General features: G+C 56.9%; 22 protein-coding genes and 12 tRNA genes. 28 read left to right on the top strand and 6 right to left on the bottom strand.

Annotated features, from left to right (window positions below; all coding sequences use genetic code 11):
* Nucleotides 1–3: 3 nt before the first annotated feature.
* From ACTG2G_RS07810 to ACTG2G_RS07795, 4 genes are all read right to left on the bottom strand, one after another.
* A complete protein-coding gene (locus ACTG2G_RS07810; protein WP_421386906.1) occupies nt 4–1,644 on the bottom strand; it encodes a sensor domain-containing diguanylate cyclase in 1,641 nt (546 codons plus the stop codon).
* Nucleotides 1,645–1,897: 253 nt separating this feature from the next.
* The gene (locus ACTG2G_RS07805; protein WP_421386907.1) at nt 1,898–3,913 is read right to left on the bottom strand and encodes an exoribonuclease II; all 2,016 of its coding nucleotides are present in this window, start codon (nt 3,911–3,913) and stop codon (nt 1,898–1,900) included.
* An 86-nt stretch (nt 3,914–3,999) separates the two neighbouring features.
* The gene (locus ACTG2G_RS07800; RefSeq protein ID WP_266135412.1) at nt 4,000–4,899 is read right to left on the bottom strand and encodes a LysR family transcriptional regulator ArgP; all 900 of its coding nucleotides are present in this window, start codon (nt 4,897–4,899) and stop codon (nt 4,000–4,002) included.
* A 199-nt stretch (nt 4,900–5,098) separates the two neighbouring features.
* Nucleotides 5,099–5,749: an acyl-homoserine-lactone synthase gene (locus ACTG2G_RS07795; protein ID WP_421386908.1), complete on the bottom strand. Its 651-nt coding sequence runs from the start codon at nt 5,747–5,749 to the stop codon at nt 5,099–5,101.
* 62 nt (nt 5,750–5,811) lie between these two features.
* Between ACTG2G_RS07795 and ACTG2G_RS07790 the strand changes: the two genes are divergently transcribed.
* On the top strand, nt 5,812–6,594 hold the full coding sequence (locus tag ACTG2G_RS07790) for a LuxR family transcriptional regulator (RefSeq protein ID WP_216952064.1): 783 nt from the start codon (nt 5,812–5,814) through the stop codon (nt 6,592–6,594).
* A gap of 197 nt (nt 6,595–6,791) precedes the next feature.
* Nucleotides 6,792–7,400 (top strand): L-lysine exporter, encoded by a 609-nt coding sequence (gene lysE, locus ACTG2G_RS07785; RefSeq protein WP_421386914.1) that lies wholly within the window; start codon nt 6,792–6,794, stop codon nt 7,398–7,400.
* A gap of 82 nt (nt 7,401–7,482) precedes the next feature.
* Here the strand turns inward: lysE and ACTG2G_RS07780 are convergent, their stop codons facing one another.
* Entirely contained in the window at nt 7,483–9,492 is a 2,010-nt protein-coding gene (locus ACTG2G_RS07780) for a methyl-accepting chemotaxis protein (protein ID WP_421386909.1), read from the bottom strand.
* A 261-nt stretch (nt 9,493–9,753) separates the two neighbouring features.
* On the opposite strand from ACTG2G_RS07780, the gene ruvA reads away from it, so the two are divergent.
* From ruvA to ACTG2G_RS07655, 25 genes are all read left to right on the top strand, one after another.
* The gene (gene ruvA / locus ACTG2G_RS07775) at nt 9,754–10,368 is read left to right on the top strand and encodes a Holliday junction branch migration protein RuvA (RefSeq protein WP_421386911.1); all 615 of its coding nucleotides are present in this window, start codon (nt 9,754–9,756) and stop codon (nt 10,366–10,368) included.
* An 8-nt stretch (nt 10,369–10,376) separates the two neighbouring features.
* Nucleotides 10,377–11,387 (top strand): Holliday junction branch migration DNA helicase RuvB, encoded by a 1,011-nt coding sequence (ruvB, locus tag ACTG2G_RS07770; protein WP_005335744.1) that lies wholly within the window; start codon nt 10,377–10,379, stop codon nt 11,385–11,387.
* Between the two features lie 934 nt (nt 11,388–12,321).
* On the top strand, nt 12,322–13,878 hold the full coding sequence (locus ACTG2G_RS07765) for a cytochrome ubiquinol oxidase subunit I (protein ID WP_005335743.1): 1,557 nt from the start codon (nt 12,322–12,324) through the stop codon (nt 13,876–13,878).
* An 11-nt stretch (nt 13,879–13,889) separates the two neighbouring features.
* A complete protein-coding gene (gene cydB, locus ACTG2G_RS07760) occupies nt 13,890–15,026 on the top strand; it encodes a cytochrome d ubiquinol oxidase subunit II (protein ID WP_439985344.1) in 1,137 nt (378 codons plus the stop codon).
* 14 nt (nt 15,027–15,040) lie between these two features.
* Complete coding sequence (gene cydX, locus ACTG2G_RS07755; RefSeq protein ID WP_005304933.1) at nt 15,041–15,157, top strand: cytochrome bd-I oxidase subunit CydX; 117 nt, start codon at nt 15,041–15,043, stop codon at nt 15,155–15,157.
* Complete coding sequence (locus tag ACTG2G_RS07750; protein ID WP_041202810.1) at nt 15,144–15,455, top strand: cyd operon YbgE family protein; 312 nt, start codon at nt 15,144–15,146, stop codon at nt 15,453–15,455. Before cydX ends, ACTG2G_RS07750 begins: the two co-directional genes overlap by 14 nt.
* 105 nt (nt 15,456–15,560) lie before the next feature.
* Nucleotides 15,561–15,968, top strand: coding sequence for a tol-pal system-associated acyl-CoA thioesterase (gene ybgC / locus ACTG2G_RS07745; RefSeq protein ID WP_005335737.1), 408 nt, complete (start codon nt 15,561–15,563; stop codon nt 15,966–15,968).
* On the top strand, nt 15,958–16,647 hold the full coding sequence (tolQ, locus tag ACTG2G_RS07740) for a protein TolQ (protein WP_005335735.1): 690 nt from the start codon (nt 15,958–15,960) through the stop codon (nt 16,645–16,647). Before ybgC ends, tolQ begins: the two co-directional genes overlap by 11 nt.
* Entirely contained in the window at nt 16,647–17,093 is a 447-nt protein-coding gene (tolR, locus tag ACTG2G_RS07735) for a protein TolR (RefSeq protein ID WP_005335733.1), read from the top strand. The genes tolQ and tolR overlap by 1 nt, the downstream gene beginning before the upstream one ends.
* 5 nt (nt 17,094–17,098) lie before the next feature.
* Nucleotides 17,099–18,229: a cell envelope integrity protein TolA gene (tolA, locus tag ACTG2G_RS07730; RefSeq protein WP_216979490.1), complete on the top strand. Its 1,131-nt coding sequence runs from the start codon at nt 17,099–17,101 to the stop codon at nt 18,227–18,229.
* A gap of 95 nt (nt 18,230–18,324) precedes the next feature.
* The gene (gene tolB / locus ACTG2G_RS07725; RefSeq protein ID WP_158112736.1) at nt 18,325–19,650 is read left to right on the top strand and encodes a Tol-Pal system beta propeller repeat protein TolB; all 1,326 of its coding nucleotides are present in this window, start codon (nt 18,325–18,327) and stop codon (nt 19,648–19,650) included.
* A 49-nt stretch (nt 19,651–19,699) separates the two neighbouring features.
* Entirely contained in the window at nt 19,700–20,224 is a 525-nt protein-coding gene (gene pal / locus ACTG2G_RS07720) for a peptidoglycan-associated lipoprotein Pal (protein ID WP_005304908.1), read from the top strand.
* A 158-nt stretch (nt 20,225–20,382) separates the two neighbouring features.
* Nucleotides 20,383–21,183 (top strand): tol-pal system protein YbgF, encoded by an 801-nt coding sequence (ybgF, locus tag ACTG2G_RS07715; protein WP_421255228.1) that lies wholly within the window; start codon nt 20,383–20,385, stop codon nt 21,181–21,183.
* 174 nt (nt 21,184–21,357) lie between these two features.
* Nucleotides 21,358–21,433: transfer RNA gene (locus tag ACTG2G_RS07710), tRNA-Lys, on the top strand.
* Nucleotides 21,434–21,464: 31 nt separating this feature from the next.
* Nucleotides 21,465–21,540: transfer RNA gene (locus ACTG2G_RS07705), tRNA-Val, on the top strand.
* A gap of 25 nt (nt 21,541–21,565) precedes the next feature.
* Nucleotides 21,566–21,641: transfer RNA gene (locus ACTG2G_RS07700), tRNA-Lys, on the top strand.
* A gap of 16 nt (nt 21,642–21,657) precedes the next feature.
* Nucleotides 21,658–21,733, top strand: a tRNA-Val gene (locus tag ACTG2G_RS07695).
* 36 nt (nt 21,734–21,769) lie between these two features.
* Nucleotides 21,770–21,845, top strand: a tRNA-Lys gene (locus tag ACTG2G_RS07690).
* A 16-nt stretch (nt 21,846–21,861) separates the two neighbouring features.
* Nucleotides 21,862–21,937 (top strand) — tRNA-Val (locus ACTG2G_RS07685).
* 36 nt (nt 21,938–21,973) lie between these two features.
* Nucleotides 21,974–22,049: transfer RNA gene (locus ACTG2G_RS07680), tRNA-Lys, on the top strand.
* Nucleotides 22,050–22,065: 16 nt separating this feature from the next.
* Nucleotides 22,066–22,141, top strand: a tRNA-Val gene (locus ACTG2G_RS07675).
* 36 nt (nt 22,142–22,177) lie between these two features.
* Nucleotides 22,178–22,253: transfer RNA gene (locus tag ACTG2G_RS07670), tRNA-Lys, on the top strand.
* Nucleotides 22,254–22,270: 17 nt separating this feature from the next.
* Nucleotides 22,271–22,346, top strand: a tRNA-Val gene (locus ACTG2G_RS07665).
* Between the two features lie 23 nt (nt 22,347–22,369).
* A tRNA-Lys gene (locus ACTG2G_RS07660) sits at nt 22,370–22,445 on the top strand.
* 17 nt (nt 22,446–22,462) lie between these two features.
* Nucleotides 22,463–22,538, top strand: a tRNA-Val gene (locus ACTG2G_RS07655).
* A gap of 320 nt (nt 22,539–22,858) precedes the next feature.
* On the opposite strand, the gene ACTG2G_RS07650 is transcribed toward ACTG2G_RS07655, so the two are convergent.
* Nucleotides 22,859–24,172 (bottom strand): sodium-dependent transporter, encoded by a 1,314-nt coding sequence (locus ACTG2G_RS07650; protein WP_005362979.1) that lies wholly within the window; start codon nt 24,170–24,172, stop codon nt 22,859–22,861.
* Nucleotides 24,173–24,603: 431 nt separating this feature from the next.
* Here ACTG2G_RS07650 and ACTG2G_RS07645 point away from each other — a divergent pair, with 431 nt between their 5' ends.
* The gene (locus ACTG2G_RS07645) at nt 24,604–25,323 is read left to right on the top strand and encodes a substrate-binding periplasmic protein (RefSeq protein ID WP_421387002.1); all 720 of its coding nucleotides are present in this window, start codon (nt 24,604–24,606) and stop codon (nt 25,321–25,323) included.

Genomic DNA, 25,323 nt, shown 5'->3' with positions numbered 1-25,323 from the left:
GGATCACCGATAGGCCAGAGTGCGCGCCCGTCCTTGAGACTTGGCGTGGTAGAGCGCCTGATCGGCCTGTTCGGTCAGACTCTGCCATGCCTCGTTCAGGGAGGGAACCAGATAGCTAAAGCCTATGCTAACCGTAATGAAATCAGCAACCCGCGAGGCGGGATGGGGCAGTTTTAATCGGGTTAGGCCATCATGGATCCTCTCGGCCAGTTGTTCGGCCTCACCGGGTTGGGGGGCGCAGAGCAGGATGACGAACTCTTCTCCGCCATAACGAGCCACCAGATTGGTAGAGCGTCGCTCGGCCTCTCGCAGTACTCGGGCTACCTGTTGCAGGCAGAGATCCCCTTTGGCATGGCCGAAGTGGTCGTTGTAGGCCTTGAACTCGTCCACATCGATCATCAATACCGCCAGCAGGTTCTGGGTGCGTCGTGCCCACTCCCACTCCCGCTGCATGGTGATGTCCCACTGGCGCCGGTTGGCGATGCCGGTGAGGGGATCTTCCAGCGACAGCAGGGAGAGGCGGTGATTGGCCTCCTCCAGCGCCCGGTTGGTCTCGGCCAGCTGCATGGTGCGCTCGGCGACCCGGGCCTCCAGCTGGCGGTTGAGGGTTTCCAGCTGCTCCTGAGTACGCTGGCGGATCAGCAGTTGTGACAGAATGGCGGCGTACTGTTTGAAGATCTCGCTCTGATAGGCTTTGAGCGGACGGTGCCAGAGCAGGTTGTCGGCGGCGATCCAGCCGATGGGAGTGGTGCCATCCCATAGCGATACCATGGCGTTCCAGCCACGGCCCACCTGCTGCTTCTCGTAGTAGAGGGGGGTATCTTCCATCACCAGCACGTAATCCTTGCGCCTGAGCGCCTCTTGCACCGTGGGGTGCTCCGGAATGGGACTGACAAAGTCATGTTCGTCTACCAGCTCTCCCTCTTCGCTGGTGCCCCAGGTGCCGCGCATGGTCTTGCCATCGGGTTCGATCAGGAAGATGGCGACCCGATCGAACTGCAGTTCCTTGCGGGCCAGAAGCACGGCGTCCCGCAGCAGATCGTTCTCGCTGCGGCTGCGGGAGAGGGTGACGCTGACCATGTGCAGCGCCTGCAACATGGTGAGAAAAGAGCCCTGCAGCGCCTGACTCTGCACCAGATCGGTCTGGGTATGGAGCCGCTGATCCCGCTCCTGATTGACCTGGCTGGATAGCAGGTGGTTGCTCAATTCGGCGGTCAGATAGTGGATCAGCAGCTGGATCCCCTGACGCTGGCGTGCAGAGAGGCGGTCGATACGGCGGTGGGTCTCCAGATAGATGACCCCTTCTAGGCTCATATGGCGTTTGAGGGGGAAGCAGGCGCGTAGTCGTTGCTGGGCTGGTTCGACATTCTCACCAGAGTCCGGCGGCTGGTAGATCTGCTCGATCACCAGTTGCCCCTTGTCCATCGCCTTGTCGAGCAGATGGTGGGGCAGGGTCAGTTGACCGAGATGGGCGAGATCAAGCGTAGTCAGCCCCTTATCGAGCTGAAAGCTGTAGAGCTGCGGTTCGGGGGCTTTCAGCCAGAGGTAGAGGCGTTCGGCATCGGTTTTTTCACGGATGGTGGCGAGGCTCACTTCGCATAACTGAGCGAAGTTGGTGAAGTGTTCCGGGTCCCATTCCTGCATACCAGCATCCCTTGGATTGTACCCAAGCGAGTATAAACATATTTCTCTTTGATTAATATGTCAGAAAGGAGAGGTGTCGCACATATTGGTTGCATTCCACGTTATGCGTGGAAACATTCACTGCTTTTACTGCCAACTGTGGCGAAAACTGTGCGTAGTGGCGCCACTTGTGGCAGCGTGTATGGCAGATGCGGGGCAAAAAAGAGCCCGCGCAATGGCGGGCTCTCGGGCAGATGAGATGACTCTGTGCGGCTTACTCAGCCTTGGGGGCTACGTCCGCAGGTGTGCTCTCGGCGACCGGGGCTTCCGGTGCCGGACCCGGTACCAGATCTACCGCCGGCTTGGCGATAAGGGAACGGGTCTCTTCCACCGCTTCGGTCAGCTTCACCTCGATGAGCTGGCCGAGCTCGTAGACCACCTCGGTCTTGTCCAGATAGACGCGACCATTGTCCCAGTTGCACTCCAGGCGATCCTTGTTGTCGAGGATATGACGGGCAGGCATGAAGACCACGGCGCCATTCTCCTGCAGACGCAGCTTGAGGCCAGCACGCATCACGTCGATGATCTCGGCGTTGAACACCTTGTCGGTGCCTGCATCGGCCTTCAGGTAGCGGACATAGAGCCAGTCACCGATGTCACGCTCCACCATGCGGTGCAGGCGGCGGCAGGCGGTCAGATGCTCGGTGAGCTCCTGACTCGGGCGCTCACCCGGGGTTTTGCCCGCGATGACCGCTTTGAGCAGACGATGGTTGACCATATCGCCGTATTTTCGAATAGGTGACGTCCAAGTGGCGTAGGCATCCAGACCCAGACCGTAGTGGGCGCCCGGTTCGGAGGACATCAGCGCATAGCTCTGGAAGCGGCGGATCTTGCCATCCAGCCAGCGGGTGTCGAGGTTGTCGATCCAGCGGCGCAGGGCGCAGAAGCCGGAGAGGCTGGCGATCTCGTCGCGCTCGAACGGGGCTTCGGCACTCTTCAGCAGGTCGATGGCGCCGTCGAGGGACTCTTCGTCAAAGCCGGTGTGAACGTTGAAGATGCCGTAACCGACGCTCTTGCCCAGCACGCGACCGGCGCAGATGTTGGCGGCGATCATCGACTCTTCTACCATGCGGTTGGCGATGCGGCGCGGCTCGACGTGGATAGCCAGCACTTCGCCATTCTCGCCCAGCTCGAAGTCGTAGTCGGGACGATCCGGGAATACCAGCGCATGCTCGGTGCGCCACTTGATGCGCGCTTCGGTCATCGCCTTCATCAGCGGCAGCTGGGCCAGCACACCTGCGTCGATGGCCAGCTCTTTGCCGTGCTCCGCCCAGTCGGAGACGTCGTCATAGTTGAGACGGGCGTGGGAGCAGATGCGGGCGGCGAAGAACTCAGTCTCCTCCAGTAGCAGACCATCTTCGGCGATGAGCAGACGGGCACACAGGGTGTTGCGCTCTTCGCCCTCTTTCAGGGAGCAGAGCTCGTCGGAGAGGGTGCGCGGGATCATCGGCACGTTGCGGCCTGGCATGTAGACGGTGAAGGCGCGCTGAGCGGCCTCTTTGTCCAGCTCGCTCCCTTCGGCCACATAGGCGGTCGGGTCAGCGATGGCAACCAGCAGCTCCCAGCCGTTGTCCAGCTTGGTGATGGCCAGCGCATCGTCCATATCCTTGGTCTTGGCACCGTCGATGGTGAAGAAGGGGACTGCGGTCAGATCGCGACGGGGCAGCTCCTCTTCTTCGATCACCTTCCACTCCGGCAAGTCAGCCGGCTCGACCTGGGCCAGGTTGTGGCGCGCCAGCACCACCCACCAGGGCACATTGTGATCTTCCTGGGCGGCAATCTTCTGGGTGATCTCGGCGGAGAAGTTGCCGTCGACCAGCGCATGGCGCTTGAGGATCGCGACCACCCAGTCCCCTTCCTTGAACTCTTTCTCATCCAGACCCTTCTTGACGCGGGCCTTGATGGCATCCTTGATCAGCGGGTGGTCAGCCACCACGTTGAGACGGTCGCGGAACATCTTGACCCGGGCCACGAAGCGGGTGATGGACTGCTCCAGCAGGGCATCCGGCTCGGCCACTTCCTTCTCTTTTTCGGTGCGGATCAGGGCGCTCACCCGGTCACCGTGCATCACCTTCTTCATGTAAGGAGGCGGCACGAAATAGCTGGTCTTCTCATCCACCTCCAGAAAGCCGAAGCCCCGATCGGAGGCACGGATCACACCCTCTTTCTTCGGGATGTTTTCGCGGATTTGTTGCTTGAGCTGGGCCAGCAGCGGATTGTCTTGGAACATAAATGGGGAACCTGAGTGGAGACCTGATGAAGAAACGCCCAGCACTATACGTTTTTAGCCCTGCAAAGCCAAGGTGAATGGCCTGATTAGCGTGGCTTCAGAGAGCTGCGGGCATAGTCGATGAGCCGTAAAGAGAGCTGTTTGTGTACCCCTTTTTCCAGTACCCAACGGTGCCAGTAGAGTCGCTCCGTCAGGATGCGCTCTGGGCTGAGGTTGACCAGTGAGCCACTCTCCAGTTGTCTCCTGATCTGTAATTCCGGGATAAGACAGTAGGCCACTCCCTGTTCGGCCATGGCGACAAAGGCCTCCGACGAATGAACCGTATGGCAGGGGTAGCCGCCAGGCTCCAGCCCGAACTGCTCCCTCATAAAGCTTACATGCATGTCATCTCGCTGATCGAACGCTACTGCCGGTGCCTTGGCCAGTGCTTCCCGGGTCAGACCGCGAGGAAAATGGCGAGCCACGAAGGCCGGGCTGGCGGTGAGCAGATAGTTCATCTCACCGAGCTCGTCGACACAGCAACCCGCCAGCGGTTGGGGGCTCAGGCTGACCGCGCCGAAGGCCTGCCCCTCGCGCACCTTGTCGAGGGTGCGGCACTCGTCATCCACCAGCAGGTTGAGTTCGATGGGATGCTGCTCAAGCAAGGGAGTAATCGAGGGCAGAAACCAAGTGGCCAGGCTGTCGGCATTGACGGCGATACTGATCCGGATGGGTGCTTGTGGTGTGGCGGGAGCCAGCTCACCAGCCAGTTCCAGCTCTAGCTGGTGGACCTGACGATAGTGTGCCAGCAGCTTCTGGCCGAGCGGGGTCGCTTGCAGCGGCTGGCTGCGGATGAGCAGCGGCTCGGCAAACTGCTGCTCCAGCTGCTTGATCCGCTGGGAGATGGCCGACTGGGTGATATGGAGCGACTTGGCCGCCCGCTCGAAGTTCTGTTCCTGCAGTACCGCATCCAACGCCCGCAGCAGTTTGTAGTCCAGCTCTTTCATCTTCCCTCCCTTGCGTTGCTTCTGGGCTGACTCTACGTCACTCGGCAGGGGACAACAATGAGTGGTGACAGGGACGTTATGCTGTGATTTCTGACAGTAGTGATCAGGTTGTTGAGGGAGGATACTGCCCGCTGATCCGTGGGTTAGCCTGCGGGCTCATAGCGATCTGTTTATCCCGGGTCTGTTTTCCCGGGATTTTTTATGACTGCGCTGTCAGCGCCCTTGATGGTTGCTGCAGTAGAATGTGGCTGGTTTGATAGTGGCCCAGCAGAGGTTGGCCAACGGCACGGGCGAAACGTTCATCCAGATGGAAGCGGATCCCCACCCCGCGCACGGCCCCCAGATCCACCGTCTGGCGGTGACCGAGCCGCTCGATGGGCAGTCCGATACGACGAAAGATGCGCTCTACCGGCAGGCTGACGACAGCGACCAGCTCCCGGATCCCGTGAGCATGGGCGAAGGCATAGACTTCGCGAAAGATAACGCAGGTGAGCTCGCTGACGCCATTGACCATCCGCGGAGCACGGCTGGCATCGATGGCTAGACGGGTCAGTTCCCAGACATCGGGGGTGCGTGGTGCACTTTCACCGGCAAGGGCGGTGGGGAAGATGGTGGGCAGCATATAGGCATCGGCACAGTTGAGCAGGCGAATACAGCCGCACAGCCCTTGTTTATCCTCGATCAGCACCCAATGGGTGTCTGGCGTATCAAAGCTGTCACGCTCGAGTCCCCGATGGGACTCTACATCCCAGCCGAGCCGGTCGGAAAAGACGCGATTTCGAAAGCGATAGAGTTCCTCCTCTACCTCATTTCGTGGATGCTCTCTCAATTTTCCTTTGAAAACCAACATTATGGGCCCTCTGTCTTGCTATTCGCCGTTATAATCACATGTCTGGCCAAGGGGGCTTTCATATGAAAAGAGACCAACTGCTTGAGTATCTCGAACATTTCACTTCGGTGACGGATGGCAACCGTCTGGCCGAGCTGATCGGTCACTTCACGCTCGGTATGGGCTACGACTACTACCGCTTCGCGCTGATCCTGCCGATGTCGATGCAAAGACCCAAGGTGGTGCTGTTCAATCACTGCCCTGACTCCTGGGTGCAGGCCTACACCGAAAACAACATGCTGGCATGTGATCCGGTGATCCAGCTGGCGCGCAAGCAGACTCTGCCCATCTACTGGAACCGCCTCGATGAGCGAGCCAGTTTTCTGCAAGAGGGAAGCATGGATGTGATGGGGCTGGCAGCCGAGTTCGGGCTACGCAATGGCATCTCCTTCCCCCTGCACGGTGCAGCCGGGGAGAACGGGATCCTCTCCTTTATCACGTCCGAGCGGGCCTCGAGCGATCTGCTGCTGGAGTCGTCGCCGATCCTCTCATGGATGTCGAACTATATCTTCGATGCCGCAATCCGGGTGGTGCGTTTCAGCATGATGGACAGTGCGGGCAAAGAGCCCCTGACCGAGCGTGAAACCGAGTGTCTGTTTTGGGCCAGCGAAGGAAAGACCTCCTGCGAGATAGCCTGCATCCTCGGCATCACGGAGCGCACGGTCAATTACCACCTCAATCAGGTCACCCGCAAAACCGGCTCCATGAACCGCTACCAGGCCATTGCCAAGGGGGTGGGGACCGGCTTGCTGTTGCCCAATCTGGAGCAGGTGGTGGTCACCAATTTTCCCCGAGTGTTGCAGTAGTCCGAGTCTCACATGCCACAGATTCTCCTGCTGCTGTATGAGGGTCACAATTGTCAGATCCGGTAATTGACAAGGGATTGAATAGAAAAGCTTCATCATTAGCAAAATGAATAAACCAGTAAATCAATGAATTTCTAAGAGGGAACAGGGCTCGCTATAGTGCCGTTCATTCATCACTTCGAACGGTGCTCTCCATGATGCTCGCAACGACACTGCAAGGCTTCACCATCGGTCTGGCCATGATCATCCCCATCGGCGCCCAGAATGCCTTTGTGCTGAGCCGGGGCATCCATCGCAATCACCATCTGCTGACGGCCACGCTCTGCAGTTTCTGCGATCTCACCCTGATTGCTATCGGCGTATTTGGCGGAGCCAATGTGCTGGCCGCCAGCCCCCTCGGCATGGCGCTACTCACCTGGGGTGGCGTGCTGTTTCTCGGCTGGTTTGGTGGCCGTTCCCTGCTCAGTGCCTGGCGCGGTAAGGGGGAGGGACTTGCCGATTCTGCTCAGCAGATGGGGGCCAAAAGCGTGCTGGCGATGACGCTGGGTGTTACGCTGCTCAACCCTCACGTCTATCTCGATACTTTGATGCTGCTCGGCTCCCTTGGCAGTCAGGTGAGCGAGTCCCTGCGTCCGGCCTTTGCTGCGGGGGCCATGCTGGCCTCGCTGGTGTGGTTTTACTCGCTTGCGCTGGGAGCGGCCGCATTGGCGCCCTGGCTAGCGCGAGGAGGGGTGCAGCGGGGGATCGATCTGCTGGTCGGCATCATCATGCTGAGTCTGGCTATTCAACTGGCCATAGGAAGTTGAGGAAGTTAAGGCGGCAGGAATGAGCGACCGGTAACAAAAAGATGCCACTCGCAGGGAGTGGCATCTTCGCTATTGGAGGGGGTCAGACTCGGAACTGGGAGAGCAGGCGCTGTTGCAGCAGGCTGGCTTGATGGAGCGAGGAGGCGAGCTGCAGGCACTCCTGCGCCTCCTGTTCGCCGGTTCTGGCTTGCAGACTGATGCCGGAGACCTTGTCAGAGGAGTGGCTCAGGGTGTGTGACAGTTGACCTGTGGCTACGGCCACCTGCTGCACCATGTCGGCCAGCTGGTCGATGGCGCCTTCCACCTTGAACAGGATCTGCTTGGTGTTCTCGGAGTCCTGCATGCCGGACTCCACCGTCTTGAGGTTGCGCTGCATCATCAGGTAGGCGCTCTCGGTCTGCTGCTGGATGCTGCTGATCACCTGGCTGATCTCGGCGCTTGATGTCGCCGTGCGATTGGCCAGGGTGCGCACCTCGTCCGCGACCACAGCAAAGCCACGTCCCATCTCCCCCGCGCGGGCTGCTTCGATAGCCGCATTGAGGGCCAGCAGGTTGGTCTGCTCCGAGATTTCGCTGATGGTGGAGATGATCTGGCCGATCTGGCCCGCCTGCTCCTTGAGGGCGTTGATGGCGATGGCGCACTCGCCCACCTCCTGCACCACCCGCTGCATGCCCGCACTGGCAGAGGCGACATATTGGCTACTTTCGGTGGTTAGCTGGCGCACCTCGTTGGCATTGTGGGCCGCCATGCTGCAGTTGTCAGAAATACCGGTAGCGACTTGTACCATTTGTTCACTGTCCTGATGCAGGGCCAGCGCATGTTCGGCGGTCTGGCGGCTGCTCTGGCTGATCGCCTCCACCCGGTTGACCGAGGTGTGAACGTGTTCGCTGATGTGCCGGTTGTTGTCCATGGTGGAGCTGATCATCTTCTGCAATTTCTCGATGAAGCGATCCACGCTGTTGGCCAGCGAGCCTATCTCGTCATCCCGCTGCAGGTTGATGCGGGCGTTGAGATCCCCCTCGCCGGCGGCGATATCCTGCATCCGTTTGTCCACTTGCAGCAGCGGGGTGACCAGCTTGCGGGTCAGCCAGAAGCCACAGAGGGTGACCATGATCAGGCTAAGCAACAGGCCGCCCAGCAGCAGGGTGCGGGTTTGGCTGATGATGCCGTTGAGCTGGACTACCTGATCCTCGACGGTGGCATCACCGCTTGCCTCGATGGCAACCAGTTGTTGCTGTAGCTGGTCGGCACTGGCCTCATAGAGAGCCTGCTGGGCCTGATAGCTGCCGAGCGCCTCGATCCACTGCCCCATCAGCTGCTGATGTCGGGCCAACAGGGTGCGATACTGTGTCGCCAGCGGCTTGCCGGCAAATTCGCCGGTTCCCTCGATATCGAACAGCCCGGTACCGAGCATGCTGTCGATCGCTTCGTGATAGAAATCGGTCGCCTCTTTCAGCTCGACCTTGATCGCCTCCGTTACCCCTTGTCTGCGCATCTTCTCCAGCGCATAGAGCTGGCGCAAAAAGCCGATATTGGACTCCATTCCCCCGTCGGCCGCTTCCCAGCGGGTGGAGAGGCCGCTGTTCCAGCTGATGGTCTGGTCGGGGGCCTGGGTCAGCACCTCTACCGCCCCATCGCCAATCACCTCCAGCTGGGTCGAGAGTCGTGCCATCAGCTCGGCGTTGTGATGCAGGGCCTGATCCACCTCGGTATAGGCGTGATAGAGCGTCAACAGCTTCTCTTGTTGTTGTTGATAGGCCAGCTTCTGCTGCTCCATAGTGGCCAGGACTGCGCCATCAATGAGCTGACCCTGGCTGACCCGGGCCAGCGCATCATCGGTCGCCGCCTTGGCGGCATCAAGCTCGGTGCGATTGAGCGGGGTGCCGTTTTGCATCTTCTGAATCTGTAACTGTTGATTGCCCAGTTCGATGGAGCCTTCCATGGCGCCATCGGCGGTCTGCCAGGCGCTTCCCAACACATAGGTGAGCAGGCCGGCCAGCCGCTGGCTGCCATACCAGCCCACGACCCCCATCCCCAGCGTGCAGCCGAGCAAGATGGCAAGACCCAGATTGGCGGTGGTAACAATTTTCATATGATGGCCTTCCTTGGTATCTGCATTGGCATCAATTTCGGTTCCGAACGGATTTAGTGTAGTGGCTCATGCCCAGTCGGAGTCCGGTACGGTGCAGAAACATCCCGTACACGCAGGCTGAACTAGATCAAGCATGGTGGCCAATTTGCGAAAAAGCTTCTCCGGATACCAGAGGGTTGCTGCCCTATGCTGGATACTTATCCAGTTATTCTTTATGCTATGAGCCAATTTGCGAATAGCTGTATTGGTGAGGAGAGAGCCGTGATTGGTCGCTTGAGAGGCATTGTCATTGAGAAGCAGCCCCCCGAGGTCTTGCTGGAAGTAGGCGGGGTTGGTTACGAGGTTCATATGCCGATGAGCTGCTTCTATGATTTGCCGGAGATCGGCAAGGAGGCGACCATCCACATTCACTTCGTGGTGCGGGAAGATGCCCAGTTGCTCTATGGTTTTAACCACAAACAGGAGCGGGCGCTGTTCCGCGAGCTGATCAAGACCAACGGAGTCGGCCCCAAGCTGGCGCTGGCTATTCTCTCCGGCATGACAGCTACCCAATTCGTGCTGAGTGTCGAACGTGAAGAGATAAGCTCTTTGGTCAAACTGCCGGGAGTCGGCAAGAAGACCGCCGAGCGTCTGGTGGTGGAGATGAAGGATCGCCTCAAGGGCTGGGTCAGTCACGACCTCTTCTCCCCGGCCATGGTCACCCTGCCAGCCAGTGAGCCAGAATTGCGGGCACCGGATGTGACCGAAGAGGCGGCCAGTGCGCTGGTGGCCCTCGGTTACAAGCCGCAGCAGGCGAGCCAGATTGTCAGCAAGATCGCCAAAGAGGGGATGTCGGTGGAAGATATCATCCGTGAATCCCTGCGTAGCCTGGTATGAGGTAGTTGATGATTGAAGCAGACCGCCTCATTTCGGCCAGTGCCGCCCGTGAGGATGACATTATTGACCGGGCTATCCGCCCCAAGAAGCTGGCTGATTACACCGGTCAGGATACCGTCTGCGAGCAGATGGAGATCTTTATCGAAGCGGCCCGTCAGCGGGGTGAAGCGCTCGATCACCTGCTGATCTTCGGTCCGCCGGGCTTGGGTAAGACCACCCTCGCCAACATCGTCGCCAACGAGATGGGTGTCAATATCAAGACCACCTCCGGCCCGGTGCTGGAGAAAGCGGGGGATCTGGCGGCGCTGCTCACCAACCTTGAACCGAACGATGTGTTGTTCATCGACGAGATCCACCGTCTCAGCCCGGTGGTGGAAGAGGTGCTCTATCCGGCGATGGAGGATTACCAGCTCGACATCATGATCGGGGAGGGACCAGCGGCTCGCTCCATCAAGCTGGATCTGCCTCCCTTTACCCTGATTGGCGCTACCACCCGGGCCGGTTCACTCACCAGCCCGCTGCGGGATCGCTTCGGCATCGTCCAGCGGCTGGAGTTTTACAACGTCAAGGACCTGACCGATATCGTCTCCCGCAGTGCCCGTTGTCTGGGGCTCGACATGACGGAAGATGGTGCCATTGAGGTCGCCCGTCGCTCTCGCGGTACGCCGCGGATTGCTAACCGTTTGTTAAGACGAGTGCGTGACTTCGCCCAGGTCAAATCCGATGGCCGGATCGATGGCCCCATCGCGGCCCGCGCCATGGACATGCTGGATGTCGATAACGAAGGTTTTGACTTCATGGACCGCAAGTTATTGTTGGCTGTCATAGACAAGTTTATGGGGGGGCCGGTGGGTCTCGATAATCTGGCCGCCGCGATCGGGGAAGAGAAAGATACTATCGAAGATGTGCTTGAGCCTTATCTGATCCAGCAAGGGTATCTGCAACGTACACCCAGAGGACGGATTGCGACCACACGAGCATATGCTCATTTCGGTCTTCAGCGACCAGATGAGAAGTAAAAACAGTCGTTTGAACAAAAAACCGCCGTCAAAGGCGGTTTTTTGTTATTCGGGCAAAAAAAAGCCCACGGCTGATGCGGTGGGCAAAGACAATTCAGGATGGATGTTCACAGACAGTGAGTGCGTCTGGACACAGACCGGAAAATAAACAGGTGAGCCGTCGCGAGCTCTCAGAGTCGGTTCAGTTGATAGAGCTGAACAAAGGAAAGCTTGTAGTAACGGATGGTTTTAGCAACAAACTTTTTCATCTTCGATTCCAATAGACAGGTTCAAATTGATGGTCGAATACGTACCGTGAACCCTGATTAACCGGCCTGTATCCAAGGGTATGCCCTCACTGCGAGGCGCATTGTAGGAGCTCGTATCGGCCCGGGCAAACAAGAAAAATTGCAACCTTCAAATTAGTTTATCTAATGTAGTGATTGATGAAATTGGTTCGCATGAGTATGCATTGTTTGTAGTTTTAAATTGAGTTTTCGAATCAGTTCGCCTGACCTGGATAACATGGAAAAAGGCGCGTCATCGACATTTTTCAAATTAAATGGGGTGGCCGGATGTCAAATTCTTAAATTGATTTAAATCAATATTTTACGCATTGTCATCTTTTGTGATCTGGCTCGCTTCAATAATCGTGAAATAGATTAAACATGGCTTTGAAAGCCATGTATGGCGGGTCCTTTTACATTGATTTCAATCAAATAAAGGTGATATAAAAACCCGGTCATAATGAGCGAGAATAAATTGAAGCTTATTGTTTTTTAATTGTTAAACATTAGCTTTATTTGTGTTTTTGCGTTGCCTTGTTGTTAATATTGGTGGTTACTGAAAGTGTTTTGTTGTGATGCGTCTCAACGGGGCCCATTCGATAACCCCCAACGGAAGCTTTGTGCTTAAAACTTAAAATAGCCGTGCCAATAATCGGTGAGGAAACATCATGATTGCTGAGCATGTGGTAGACCTATCGCGGTTCCAGTTCGCTGCGACGGCCCTTTATCACTTTTTGTTTGTACCCCTGACGCTGGGAATGGCCTTTCTCCTGGCGATCATGGAATCCGTCTATGTGATGACCAACAACACCATCTACCGGGACATGACCAAATTCTGGGGTAAGTTGTTTGGTATCAACTTTGCCCTGGGGGTCACCACAGGTCTGGCCATGGAGTTCCAGTTCGGGACGAACTGGGCGTACTACTCCCATTATGTCGGCGATATCTTCGGGGCCCCGCTGGCTATCGAAGGGCTGATGGCCTTCTTCCTGGAGTCCACCTTCGTCGGTATGTTCTTCTTTGGTTGGGATCGTCTGAGTAAGCATCAGCATCTGGCTGCCACCTGGTTGATGGCGCTGGGTACCAACCTCTCCGCCCTCTGGATCCTGGTCGCCAACGGCTGGATGCAGAACCCGGTCGGGGCAGAGTTCAACTTCGAATCCATGCGGATGGAGATGATGAGCTTCGCTGACGTGGTGCTCAACCCTGTTGCTCAGGTCAAGTTCGTTCACACTGTGGCGGCTGGTTATACCTGTGGCGCCATGTTTGTGCTGGGTATCTCCTCCTACTACCTGTTGAAGAATCGTGATGTGGCGTTTGCCCGTCGCTCCTTCGCCATTGCCGCTGCGTTCGGTATGGCTTCCATCGTGTCCGTGCTGATCCTCGGTGACGAATCCGGTTACGAGACCGGTGAAGTGCAGAAGGTGAAACTGGCCGCTATCGAAGCTGAGTGGGAAACTGAACCTGCTCCGGCCGCCTTTACCCTGTTCGGTATTCCGAATCAGGAAGAGATGCGTACCGACTACGCCATCAAGATCCCCTATGCACTGGGCATTATCGCGACCCGTTCTCTGGACGGTCAGGTCACCGGTCTGAAGGATCTGAAGAGCGAGCACGAACTGCGCGTTCGTAACGGTATGACCGCTTACGACTTGCTGACCAAGCTGCAATCCGGTGACAAGTCTGACGAGACCCGCGCTCGCTTCGACGAAGTGAAGCAGGATCTGGGCTACGGTCTGCTGCTCAAGCGCTACACCAGCAACGTGACCGATGCTACCGACGAGCAGATCAAGGCCGCCGTGGATGACTCCATCCCGCAGGTACTGCCGCTGTTCTTCGCCTTCCGCATCATGGTTGCCGTCGGCATGCTGATGCTGGTGCTGATTGGTATGGCCTTCTATGACAGTGCCCGTCACCAGATCGGCAAGCGCAAGTGGCTGCTCAAGGGTCTGCTGTGGGGTATCCCGCTGCCGTGGATCGCTATCGAAGCTGGCTGGTTTGTTGCTGAATATGGTCGCCAACCGTGGACCATTGCAGAGGTGTTGCCGACTTCCCTCTCTGCATCCAACCTGCCTGCAGCCGAGATCTGGTTCTCTCTGATCGGTATCTGCCTGTTCTATACCGTACTTCTGGTTATCGAGATGTACCTGATGTTCAAGTATGCCCGTCTTGGCCCCAGCAGCCTGAAGACTGGCAAGTATCACTTTGAACAGATCAAGGCATAAGGAGAGCGACCATGTTTGATTACGAAACTCTGCGTGTCATCTGGTGGGCTCTGGTCGGCGTACTGCTGATCGGTTTTGCCATCACTGACGGCTTCGACATGGGGGTAGGCGCACTGCTCCCGTTCGTTGGCAAGAAAGATGTCGAGCGCCGCGTGATGCTCAACACCATGGGACCGCACTGGGAAGGTAACCAGGTTTGGCTGGTCACTGCCGGTGGTGCCTTGTTCGCCGCCTGGCCGATGGTGTATGCCGCGACCTTCTCCGGCTTCTACATCGCCATGATCCTGACCTTGATGGCGCTGTTCCTGCGTCCGGTCGGTTTCAAGTACCGCTCGCTGCGTGCTGATGCAAAATGGCGCAGCAACTGGGACTGGGCCTTGTTCGCCGGTAGCGCCGTACCGCCCATCGTCTTTGGTGTGGCCTTTGGCAACCTGCTGCAAGGCGTTCCGTTCGAGTTTAACCAGTTCATGATATTGACCTATCACGGCAACTTCTTCGGCCTGCTTAACCCGTTCGGCATTCTGGCTGGTCTGGTGAGCCTGTTCATGCTGCTCACCCAGGGCGCAACCTGGTTGATGATGAAGACCGACGGGGAAGTGCTGGCACGTTCCCGTACTGCCGCCATGATCTGCTCACTGCTGACCCTGGTGCTGTTTGCTGCCGCGGGTTGGTGGGTAAGCGGTATGGAAGGGTATGTCATCGTCAAGGCTGCCGCGACTGACGCAGTATCCAACCCGATGAACAAGGAAGTTGTCCTGCAGGCTGGTGCCTGGATGAACAACTACACCCTCTATCCGTGGATGGTGGCTGCCCCTGTACTGGGCCTGGCCATGAGCCTGCTGACTGCGCTGTTTGCCCGCATGAACATCGGTTGGCTGGCGTTTACCAGCTCCTCGCTGGCGATTGCCGGGGTCATCCTCACTGCCGGTTTCTCCATGTTCCCGTTCGTGATGCCTTCAAGCCTTGAGCCGTCACTGAGCCTGACCATGTGGGATGCTACCGCCTCTTTCAACACCTTGCAGGTGATGACTGTGGCTGCAGCGATCTTCGTACCGATTGTGCTGGGTTACACCATCTGGACTTACATCAAGATGTTTGGCCGGGTAACCAACAAGCACATCGAAGATAACCAACAATCTCTCTATTAAGAGGTGCGCTGACAATGTGGTATTTCACCTGGATCCTGGGGCTGTTGCTGGCCTGTGCATTTGGCATCATCAATGCGCTGTGGCTGGAACACACCGAGAACATGGATCGTCAGATCGATGAAAACAAGTGATCGACTCGCCAGGCTCGCCGCTCCACTGGAGCGGCAGCCGTGGCAGGGGTTGATGTTACTCGCGGCGGCCTTGTTGGCCGTCGCTATTTTACAGGCCCCCAATCTGATCGCGGCCAACACCAGCGAGCATGGTCTCTGGCTTGCTCCCTGGCTGATGTGGGCCGTCTGTTGTGGCGTACTTAACGGACTTGGCTTTCATCTGAAAAGTCTGCCCGGACGTGTGCTGTTCAACCCCTGGCTCGCCTGGCCCAGTTTGTTGTATGGCCTCTGGCTGACACATTCATATTTCCTTTCATAAAAAACGGGGGGAGGCAGGATTTCCCTGTCTCCCCCTGCTTCTTTCCTATTCAGCCCTGCGCTATGATAGCCCCCCATCTGACTGTCGAATGGATCACAGATTGTTATGGGGGAAGTCTTTGAGTTTCCGGTGCGTGTCTACTACGAAGACACCGACGCCGGGGGCATCGTCTACAACGCCAATTATCTCAAGTTTATGGAACGTGCTCGCACCGAGTTTCTTCGTGCCAAAGGGGTCGAACAGGACGTCTGGCTGCAGGAGGGATATGCCTTCGTGGTGAGCCGAACTGAGATCGATTTCCGCTCGGCGGCCCGTTTTAATGAACTATTGAATGTATTAACGCAAGTGATTGAAGTGAAACGCGCATCCCTGCGCTTTTCGCAGCAGATCCTGGCGGCTGATGGACGACTGATCACCCAGGCCATGGTACAGATAGCCTGTGTCAGTCATCCGCAAATGAAACCTGTAGCTATACCTGAAAAAATCAAGGGAGTGCTGTTAAGTGCACGCTGAAATTTCGTTTATTGGCCTGTTTTGGCAAGCCAGCCTGTTGGTAAAACTGGTCATGATGACCCTGATGAGCATGTCTATTGTCTCGTGGGCGCTGATTATCCAGCGTTCAAAGGCGATCAAGGCGGCCAATCTCGCATCGGAACAGTTTGAAGATCGCTTCTGGTCAGGGGTCGATCTCAATCGGCTCTATCAGGAGTCATCTTCCCGCCGCGATGATATCGAAGGCATGGAAGATATCTTCTACTCCGGCTTCAAGGAGTATGCCCGCTTGCTCAAGGCCGGTGCCCGTGGTCAGGATGCGGTGATGGATGGTACCTACCGTGCCATGCGCGTCTCCCTCTCCCGTGCGGTGGATGATCTGGAATCCAACCTGCCGGTGCTGGCGACCATCGGCTCCATCAGCCCCTACATCGGTCTGTTCGGTACCGTCTGGGGGATCATGAACGCCTTTATCGCCCTGGGTCAGGTGCAGCAGGCCACCCTGCAGATGGTGGCACCGGGTATCGCGGAAGCGCTGATTGCGACCGCAATGGGTCTGTTTGCCGCTATCCCGGCGGTAATCTTCTACAACCGCTTCTCCAACAAGGTCGAGCGGCTGGAGAACGCCTACGCCAACTTCATGGACGAGTTCACCACCATTCTGAACCGTCAAATTGCTCAGCAGCAGGGTGATCAGTAATGCAAACCTATCAGCGGATCCGGCGCAAGAAGGTGGCCGAGATCAACGTGGTTCCCTATATCGACGTCATGCTGGTGCTGCTTATCATCTTTATGGCGGTCACGCCGGTGATCACGCAAGGGGTCAAGGTGGATCTGCCGCAGGCTGAGTCCGAGCAGTTGCCGGAAGATGCCAAGCCGCCCTTCATCGTCAGCGTCAATACCGAAGGCGAGTATGTCATCAAGGCTGGCGAAGCCGATGACGAGCCGGTGCCAAGTGGCACGCCAGAGGCGATGCAGCAATACATCACCGAAAAAGCCATGGGCTATCTGGCGATCAACCAGAATGCCCCCGTGGTGGTCGCGGGTGACAAGGCCGTGCGCTACGAAGAGGTGATCCTGTTGATGGTGGCCCTCAAGAATGCGGGTGTGCCTCAGGTTGGCCTGATGACAGATCCGGTGAACTAACGGAGATGGATGTGAAGCGTGGTATTTCCGGTTATCTCATCGCGTCGTTTCTGCTGCACCTGATCATCGGCATCATCCTGTTTGTCGGGCTCGATTTCAGCAAACCGAAACGACCCGAATCGAAGGGGCAGATCGTCAATGCCGTGATGCTTGATGAGAACTTCCTCAACGAGCAGGCCAAGCAGATCCAGCAGCAGAAAGCTCAGCCCAAGCCGCAGAAGGTAGAGAAAGAGAAGGATAAGGAAGATACGGATCTTGCCAAACGCGAACTAGCCCAGCAGCAGGAACGGCTGCGTATTGCCGAGGCCAAGCGGAAAGAAGCAGAAGAGGCGACCCGCAAGGCCGAGGCTGAGAAGCAGAAAAAAGTTGCCGAGCAGAAGCGGGCGGAAGAGAAGGCGCAGAAAGCCGAGGAGGCCCGCAAGCTGGAAGAGCAGAAGGCCAAGAAGGCGGAAGCCGAGCGCAAGGCTGCTGAAGAGGCCAAGGCACTGGCGCTGAAGAAAAAGAAAGAGCTCGAGAAAAAACAGGCGGAAGAGAAGGCTAAAGCCGAGGAGGCCAAAGCCAAGAAAGCGGAAGCTGACAAGAAGGCCAAGGCTGAGGCAGAGAAGAAAGCCAAGGCAGAGGCTGAGAAAAAAGCCAAAGCCGAGGCTGAGAAGAAGGCCAAGGAAGAGGCAGCCAAAAAGGCAAAAGCTGACGCAGAGAAGAAAGCCAAGGCTGAAGCCGAGAAGCAGGCCAAGATCGCGGCAGAACGCAAACGCAAAGCGGCCGAGGAGGCCAGACTGCAAAAAGAGATGGAAGCCATGATGCAGCAGCAGCTGGCGGCTGAAGCCAATGCCCGCAGCCAGGCTGCCTCTGCAGCGGCACAAGGTGAGGTCGACAAGTATGCGGCGCTCATCAAGGCCACTGTTGAGCGGTATATGATTTTGGATCCCACCATGCGGGGCAAAACATGTACTATCGGCGTACGTCTTGCGAGCAGTGGCTTTGTCATATCGGTAGATAACGGCCAGGGTGACCCGGCGGTCTGTCGTTCGGGTAAGGCGGCTGTCTTGAAAGCCAATCAACTGCCAGTGCCCAAGGATCCTGCGGCATTCGAGATGTTGAAGGAATTTAACCTGAAGTTAGAACCGAGTATCTAAGCGTGATAAAACGAGGTTGCTTGCCTCCGGTTGGCAACCTCTCGCCGAGAAAGGAATTTAACCTCTCATCTTTATTGGAACCGAGTATTTAAGCCATGATCAGAAAAGTATTTTTTGCTTTGGTTGGCTGTTTGTTGCTGGGCCAGAGTGCCCAGGCGGCCCTGGACATCGTCATCACCGGCGGTATTGATAGCGCACGCCCCATCGCCGTCGCCCCCTTCAAGTGGGAAGGCAACGGGCAGTTGCCGCAGGACATCGCGGAAGTGGTCTCCAACGACCTGATGCGCAGTGGCAAATTCAAGCCGCTGGCCCGTGGCCAGATGCCGCAGACCCCGAGCAGCAGCAGCGAGATCAACTTCGCTCCCTGGGCCGCTCAAGGGGTTGAAGCCGTGGTGGTGGGTTCCATTTCGGCAGTAGGTGACGGCACCTACAAGGTCAACTTCGAGCTGGTCGATGTGCTGAAAGGCCAGCTGGCCAAGGCGCAAGGTGGCGAGAGCAACGGTTACATCCTGGATAGCCGCATGGCGACCATCCCGGGTGCCCAGATGCGTCAGTTTGCCCACCGTATCTCCGACATCGTCTATGAGCGTCTGACTGGCGAGCGCGGTGCCTTCCTGACCCGTCTGGCTTACGTCTCCGTACAGCAGGGTACCCAGTTCCCGTACCAGCTGCGCATTTCTGACTACGACGGTTACAACGAGAAGACCCTGCTGCGCTCCCGCGAACCGTTGATGTCCCCGGCCTGGTCGCCGGATGGCAGCAAGCTGGCTTACGTGAGCTTCGAGAACCAGAAGTCCGAAATCTACGTGCAGGATATCTACACCCAGCAGCGCAGTCTGATCACCAGTTTCCGCGGTATCAACGGGGCGCCGGAGTGGTCTCCGGATGGTCGTCGTCTGGCTATCGTTCTCTCCAAAGATGGTTCACCGAACCTCTATGTGGTTGATGTCGCTAGCAAGCAGCTGACCCGCGTCACAACCAGCCGTGTGATCGACACCGAACCCTCCTGGATGCCGGATGGGCAAAATTTGTTGTTCACCTCTGAACGTGGTGGCAAACCCCAGATTTATAGCGTAAATTTGGCGACTGGTATGACTCGCCGGATGACTTGGGAAGGTGAATCCAACCAGGGTGCATCCATCACTCCTGATGGCAAAATCATGGTGATGGTGACCCGTGTTCAGGGACAGTATCGTATTGCCCGTCAGGACATGGAAAACAATGCCCTGTTGGTCCTTACCCAGAGCGCTCTGGATGAGTCGCCAAGTGTGGCTCCCAATGGCAGCATGATCATTTATGCCACCATCTATCAGGGTCGTAAGAGTCTCGCATTGGTGTCGACTGATGGTCGCTTCAAGGCTGTGCTTCCGACCAGTAGCGGTGAAATTCGTGCACCAGCTTGGTCGCCCTTCTTGAATTGATAAAAATCCAATTGTTTTTTGTTTTGTTATAAAGGTTTAAGGAAATAGCATGCAACTCAATAAACTGCTCAAGGGTTTGGCCATCGCACTGCCACTGTTCACCCTGGCCGCTTGTAGTTCTTCTTCTGATTCCGACGCCGCTGGCGCTGAATCAGGTATGACCGACGGCATGGGCGGTGTACAAACCGGCGGCGCCAACGGCATGTTGTCCCCGGAAGAGCAGATGCGTCAGAAGTTCGAAGCACTGCAGCGTGACAACGTGATCTACTTCCCGTTCGACGGTTACGATATCCAGGGTCAGTACGCTGATCTGCTGGATGCCCACGCCAGCTACCTGCGCGAGCGCCCGAGCGTGAAAGTCCTGATCGAAGGTCACGCAGATGAGCGCGGTACTCCGGAGTACAACATCGCCCTGGGCGAGCGTCGTGCCAAGGCTGTTGCCAAGTATCTGCAAACCCTGGGTGTGCAGGCCGAGCAGCTCTCCATCGTCAGCTATGGCGAAGAGAAGCCGCTGGACATGTCTCACACCGAGGATGCCTTTGCCAAAAACCGCCGCGCGGTTCTGGTTTACTAAGGTTTAAACCGAACGAAGTTCGTTTATATGCAAGCGGCCATTTCGATGGCCGTTTTATTTGCACTAAACGCCAAGGTTTGATCCGAATGAAATCTGCATATGCGAGCGACGATGGCGCTGGCCGTTTTATCTGTACTAAACGCTAAGGTTTGATCCGAATGAAATCTGTGTACAAGCAAGCTGTCGTTGCGCTGGCCGTAATGGTTGCTCTGAATGCGCAAGCTGCAGCACCGGTCAGCGATCTGGGCGGTGACTCGGGTGGTGGCGTTGTCCTTAGTGGCAACAACGGCGCCATCGTGCCCACCGGTAGCCTGGAAGATCGGGTTGCCCTGCTGGAGCGCACCCTCAATGCCCGTCTGCGACTGCAAGCTGAATTGCAGCAGCAGGTCGACTCCCTGCAAGGGGAGGTCTCCGAGCTGCGTGGTCAGCTGGAGCAGCAGACCTACCAGATGGAACAGTCGCAAGAGCGCCAGCGCCAGCTCTACCAGGAGCTCGACAAGGTTGCCAGCAGCCAGCAAGCTGCTCCAGCCGCCCCGGCCCCTGCTGCTGCCACACCGGCTGCTGCCGCCAATTACTCAACCAATCAGGATGAGAACCAGGCCTACGACGCAGCGGTCAACATGGTGCTCAAAGAGAAGAACTACGACAAAGCCATTCCGGCTTTCCAGGGCTTTATCAAGCAGTACCCCAATTCGGGCTATGTTCCCAATGCACACTACTGGCTCGGCCAGTTGCTGTTCAACAAGGGTGACAGAGCCGGTGCCTCGGCCCAGTTTTCGACCGTGGCCAACAAATACAGCAAATCCCCCAAGCGAGCCGATGCGTTGCTGAAGCTGGGTATGCTGGCGCAGCTGGATGGCAAGAAGGCGGAAGCCAGATCCTTCTATGAGCAGGTGATCAAGGGCTATCCCAACACCTCGCCGGCCCAGTTGGCCAAACAGAGTCTGGCCAAGCTGTAACATTGCTGTATGTCACTGTTTTCGTAACGCTACTGTAAAAACAGCCTGCATTTGTACGCACAGTGAGCAAACGGATTTAAATTACGAATTTTCTGTTGCACCGGAAATTTAAATCCGTAATATAGGCCGCCGTCAGAGCCGAAGCAGTAATGCAGTCGGAACTGGTCGTGGTGAGGGTCGTTAGCTCAGTCGGTAGAGCAGTTGACTTTTAATCAATTGGTCGCTGGTTCGAATCCAGCACGACCCACCATTTTCTCCACTTGGTGGAGACAGAATTCCCAGGTCGTTTAGCTCAGCTGGGAGAGCACCTCCCTTACAAGGAGGGGGTCACTGGTTCGATCCCAGTAACGACCACCAGTTTGTAGAAAAAAATGATTTAGATGGGTCGTTAGCTCAGTCGGTAGAGCAGTTGACTTTTAATCAATTGGTCGCTGGTTCGAATCCAGCACGACCCACCATCATTTCAGAATCCCAGGTCGTTTAGCTCAGCTGGGAGAGCACCTCCCTTACAAGGAGGGGGTCACTGGTTCGATCCCAGTAACGACCACCATATTTGCAGTAAAAAGTTTAAAAAAATGATTTAGATGGGTCGTTAGCTCAGTCGGTAGAGCAGTTGACTTTTAATCAATTGGTCGCTGGTTCGAATCCAGCACGACCCACCATCATTTCAGAATCCCAGGTCGTTTAGCTCAGCTGGGAGAGCACCTCCCTTACAAGGAGGGGGTCACTGGTTCGATCCCAGTAACGACCACCATATTTGCAGTAAAAAGTTTAAAAAAATGATTTAGATGGGTCGTTAGCTCAGTCGGTAGAGCAGTTGACTTTTAATCAATTGGTCGCTGGTTCGAATCCAGCACGACCCACCATCATTTCAGAATCCCAGGTCGTTTAGCTCAGCTGGGAGAGCACCTCCCTTACAAGGAGGGGGTCACTGGTTCGATCCCAGTAACGACCACCATATTTGCAGTAAAAAGTTTAAAAAAATGATTTAGATGGGTCGTTAGCTCAGTCGGTAGAGCAGTTGACTTTTAATCAATTGGTCGCTGGTTCGAATCCAGCACGACCCACCATCATTTCAAGAATCCCAGGTCGTTTAGCTCAGCTGGGAGAGCACCTCCCTTACAAGGAGGGGGTCACTGGTTCGATCCCAGTAACGACCACCATTTTGTAGAAAAATGATTTAGATGGGTCGTTAGCTCAGTCGGTAGAGCAGTTGACTTTTAATCAATTGGTCGCTGGTTCGAATCCAGCACGACCCACCATCATTTCAAGAATCCCAGGTCGTTTAGCTCAGCTGGGAGAGCACCTCCCTTACAAGGAGGGGGTCACTGGTTCGATCCCAGTAACGACCACCATATTCGCAAGCGAGGCTGAGATATCAGCTGCGATTGCAGAGAAAGTCCCCATTCAGATGGGGATTTTTTTTGCCCGCAATTCAGTACTCCAGCGTCTTCTGTTGCCGTTGTGGCGAGCCGAGCACTACCTCTTATAGTGCCCTCTGCCACTCTGCCACTCTGCCACTCTGCCACTCCGATCCTTCTTCATCCTGCTCTTCCGAGATTGCCCGACTGCACTCCTGTCCATCGTGATGCTGCTCATATGAATGCCTGTAATAAAGTAAACGCCAGCAATAAAAAGGGCAGGCCAAGGCCTGCCCGCACGGATTCGCAAAGCGTTACATGATCCCGCGGATCAGGATCCCGCTGATCAGCAGCGGCGCCACCACGCGCCAGCACCAGAGCAGCGCCAGACGCAGGGCGGGTGACAGGCCTACAGGGAGAATGGCATCACCCAGGCGCCAGCCCAGCAGCAGGGTCAGTACCAGACCAAACAGCGGCATCATCAGGTTGGAGGTCAGATAGTCGAGCAGCTCGAAGATGGTCTTGCCAAACAGGGTCAGATCGCTCCATGGACCGAACGACAGGCTCACCGGAATGCCGGAGGCCATGATAAGCAGGGTCAGTACCCGGCAGGCGCCACGACGCGACCAACCCCACTCCTCGGTGGTGAAGCGCACCAGATGCTCCAGCATGGAGATAGAGGAGGAGAGCGCCGCCACCAACAGCAACAGGAAGAAGACCACCCCCAGCCCCTGACCGAACGGCAGATGGCTGAACACGGCAGGCATGGTCATAAAGGTGAGACCCGGCCCGGCAGTGGGGTCTATGCCGGTAGAGGCCAGCGCCGGAAAGATCATCAAGCCCGCCAGCACCGAGATAAGGCTTGCCAGTGTGACCACCCAGACCCCGGAGCGCAGCACCCCTTCGCTATTGGGCAGGTAGGCGCCATAGGTAGTGTGTACCCCGAGCCCGATGGAGAGGGAGAAGAAGGCCAGCCCCAGCGCGTCCAGCACGCTCTGGCCGGTCAGCATGGAGAAGTCCGGCAGCAGCAGCTGGCGCACACCCGCCATGGAGCCCGGCATGGAGAGACCGACCCCCACCAGCAGCAGCATCATGATGAAGAGCGCGGGCATCATCCAGCGCAGTGCCCGCTCCACCCCTTTCTGAATACCCCCCTGCACGAACCACCAGGTCAGACCTGCGAAGATCAGATGGGTCAGCACCGGCCACCAGGGGTTGCTGACATAGCCGTTGAACAGGGCGGTGAGGGCGCTTCCTTCGCTCAGATTGAGCTTGCCAGCCATCGCCAGCGCGGCGTAACCCACGGTCCAGCCGCCTACCACGCTGTAGAAGCTGTAGATAAAGAAGCCGCAGGCGATCCCCATATACCCCATCCAGCGCCAGTTCGGCCCCACCAGTTTGCGAAAAGCGCCGAGCACCCCGCGCTGGCTATGGCTGCCGAGCAGGGTTTCGCCGACCTGTACCGCTACCCCCAAGGTGAAGCTGAACAACAGAAACACCAGCAGAAAGGCGCCACCGCCATTGGTGGCGGTCACATAGGGAAACTTCCAGATGGCACCAAGGCCAATCGCTGTGCCTGCTGCGGCCAGCACATGACCGAGACGGGAAGACCACTGAACCTGGCTCATACAACCTCCGGGTAACACGACATCGAAGCAATACTCCTGAGTAGCAATAAACGACAGACCATAAAAAAGGCCGCCTGAGGCGACCTTTGCAATGAACATTCAGAAAAACTGTGCGTGCAAGGTCACCTCTCTTGCGAGCTAAAAAATCGACCAAACAGCACGAGGATGGCAGACATGAGGTGGCAACCTGACTTATGAATGAGGAAACAGCCTAAACCATGGAAAGAATAATTGACACATAAAATCAAAATTTTTTTATGTGTGCCGCTGTCACCACTCTGACTTACGTACAACTCAATCGGCGAGCGCGTTGCCGGGCCGTATCTTTTCTACCTTGTGGCTATTTACTGGGCGATAATCGACGTAGCTTCTTCTGGAACTAGTGACCGCTACATGGCGCTGACGGGAACAACGATGAAACAGGATGTCGTATGAGATGGATGGTGTTGCCCTGGTTACTGATCAGCCTGAGTGTGTCGGCGCAGCCCGGATTAACCCTGCTGAGTCACGACTTACCCCCCTTTACCGAATACCGCGACGGCAAGCTCGACGGATTTGCCATTCGCCTGATCGATGAGGTGCAGGAGGAGCTTGGCACCCGCTATCCGGTGCGGATTTACCCGCTCAAGCGGGCGCTGGCGCTGGCACGGGTCGAGCCCGGCTATGGACTGTTCGTGGTACAGCGGCTCCCGGAGCGGGAGTCTCATTTCAAATGGGTTGGCCCGCTCTTTATCAATCGGGTCTTTATCTATCAGGCGCCGGATAGTCGCCACCCGCTGACCTCGCTGGCACAGCTGCGGGATCTGCCCAGAGTGGGGGTCGTGCTGGGTAATGCCGATGACGTGCGGCTGACCCATGAGGGCTACACCAATCTGGTGCGCTACAAGACAGTCGGGGAGGCGATAGAGCGGCTGATGCTGGGCAAGATCGATGCCTTGCCGATGGCGGAGCTGGTGATGGAGGCCACCCTCGACAAGATGGGGTTATCCCTGCGCAGCATCGTCAGCAGTGGGGTACTGCTCCATCAGGCCGGTCTCTATATCGTCTTCTCCAAGGGAACGGATGATGCCGAGATCACCCGCTGGCAGCATGCCCTGGAGGCCGTCAGAGCCGCCCAGGGGCGGGCCGATGAGCCCACCCGCGAAGAGTAA

Origin of the sequence: Aeromonas sp. 55A (assembly GCF_051919665.1) — a bacterium.
Taxonomy (GTDB): Bacteria; Pseudomonadota; Gammaproteobacteria; order Enterobacterales; family Aeromonadaceae; genus Aeromonas; species Aeromonas veronii.
Note: the sequence above shows the minus strand (reverse complement) of the source record. Positions and strands in the feature narration are given on the sequence as shown.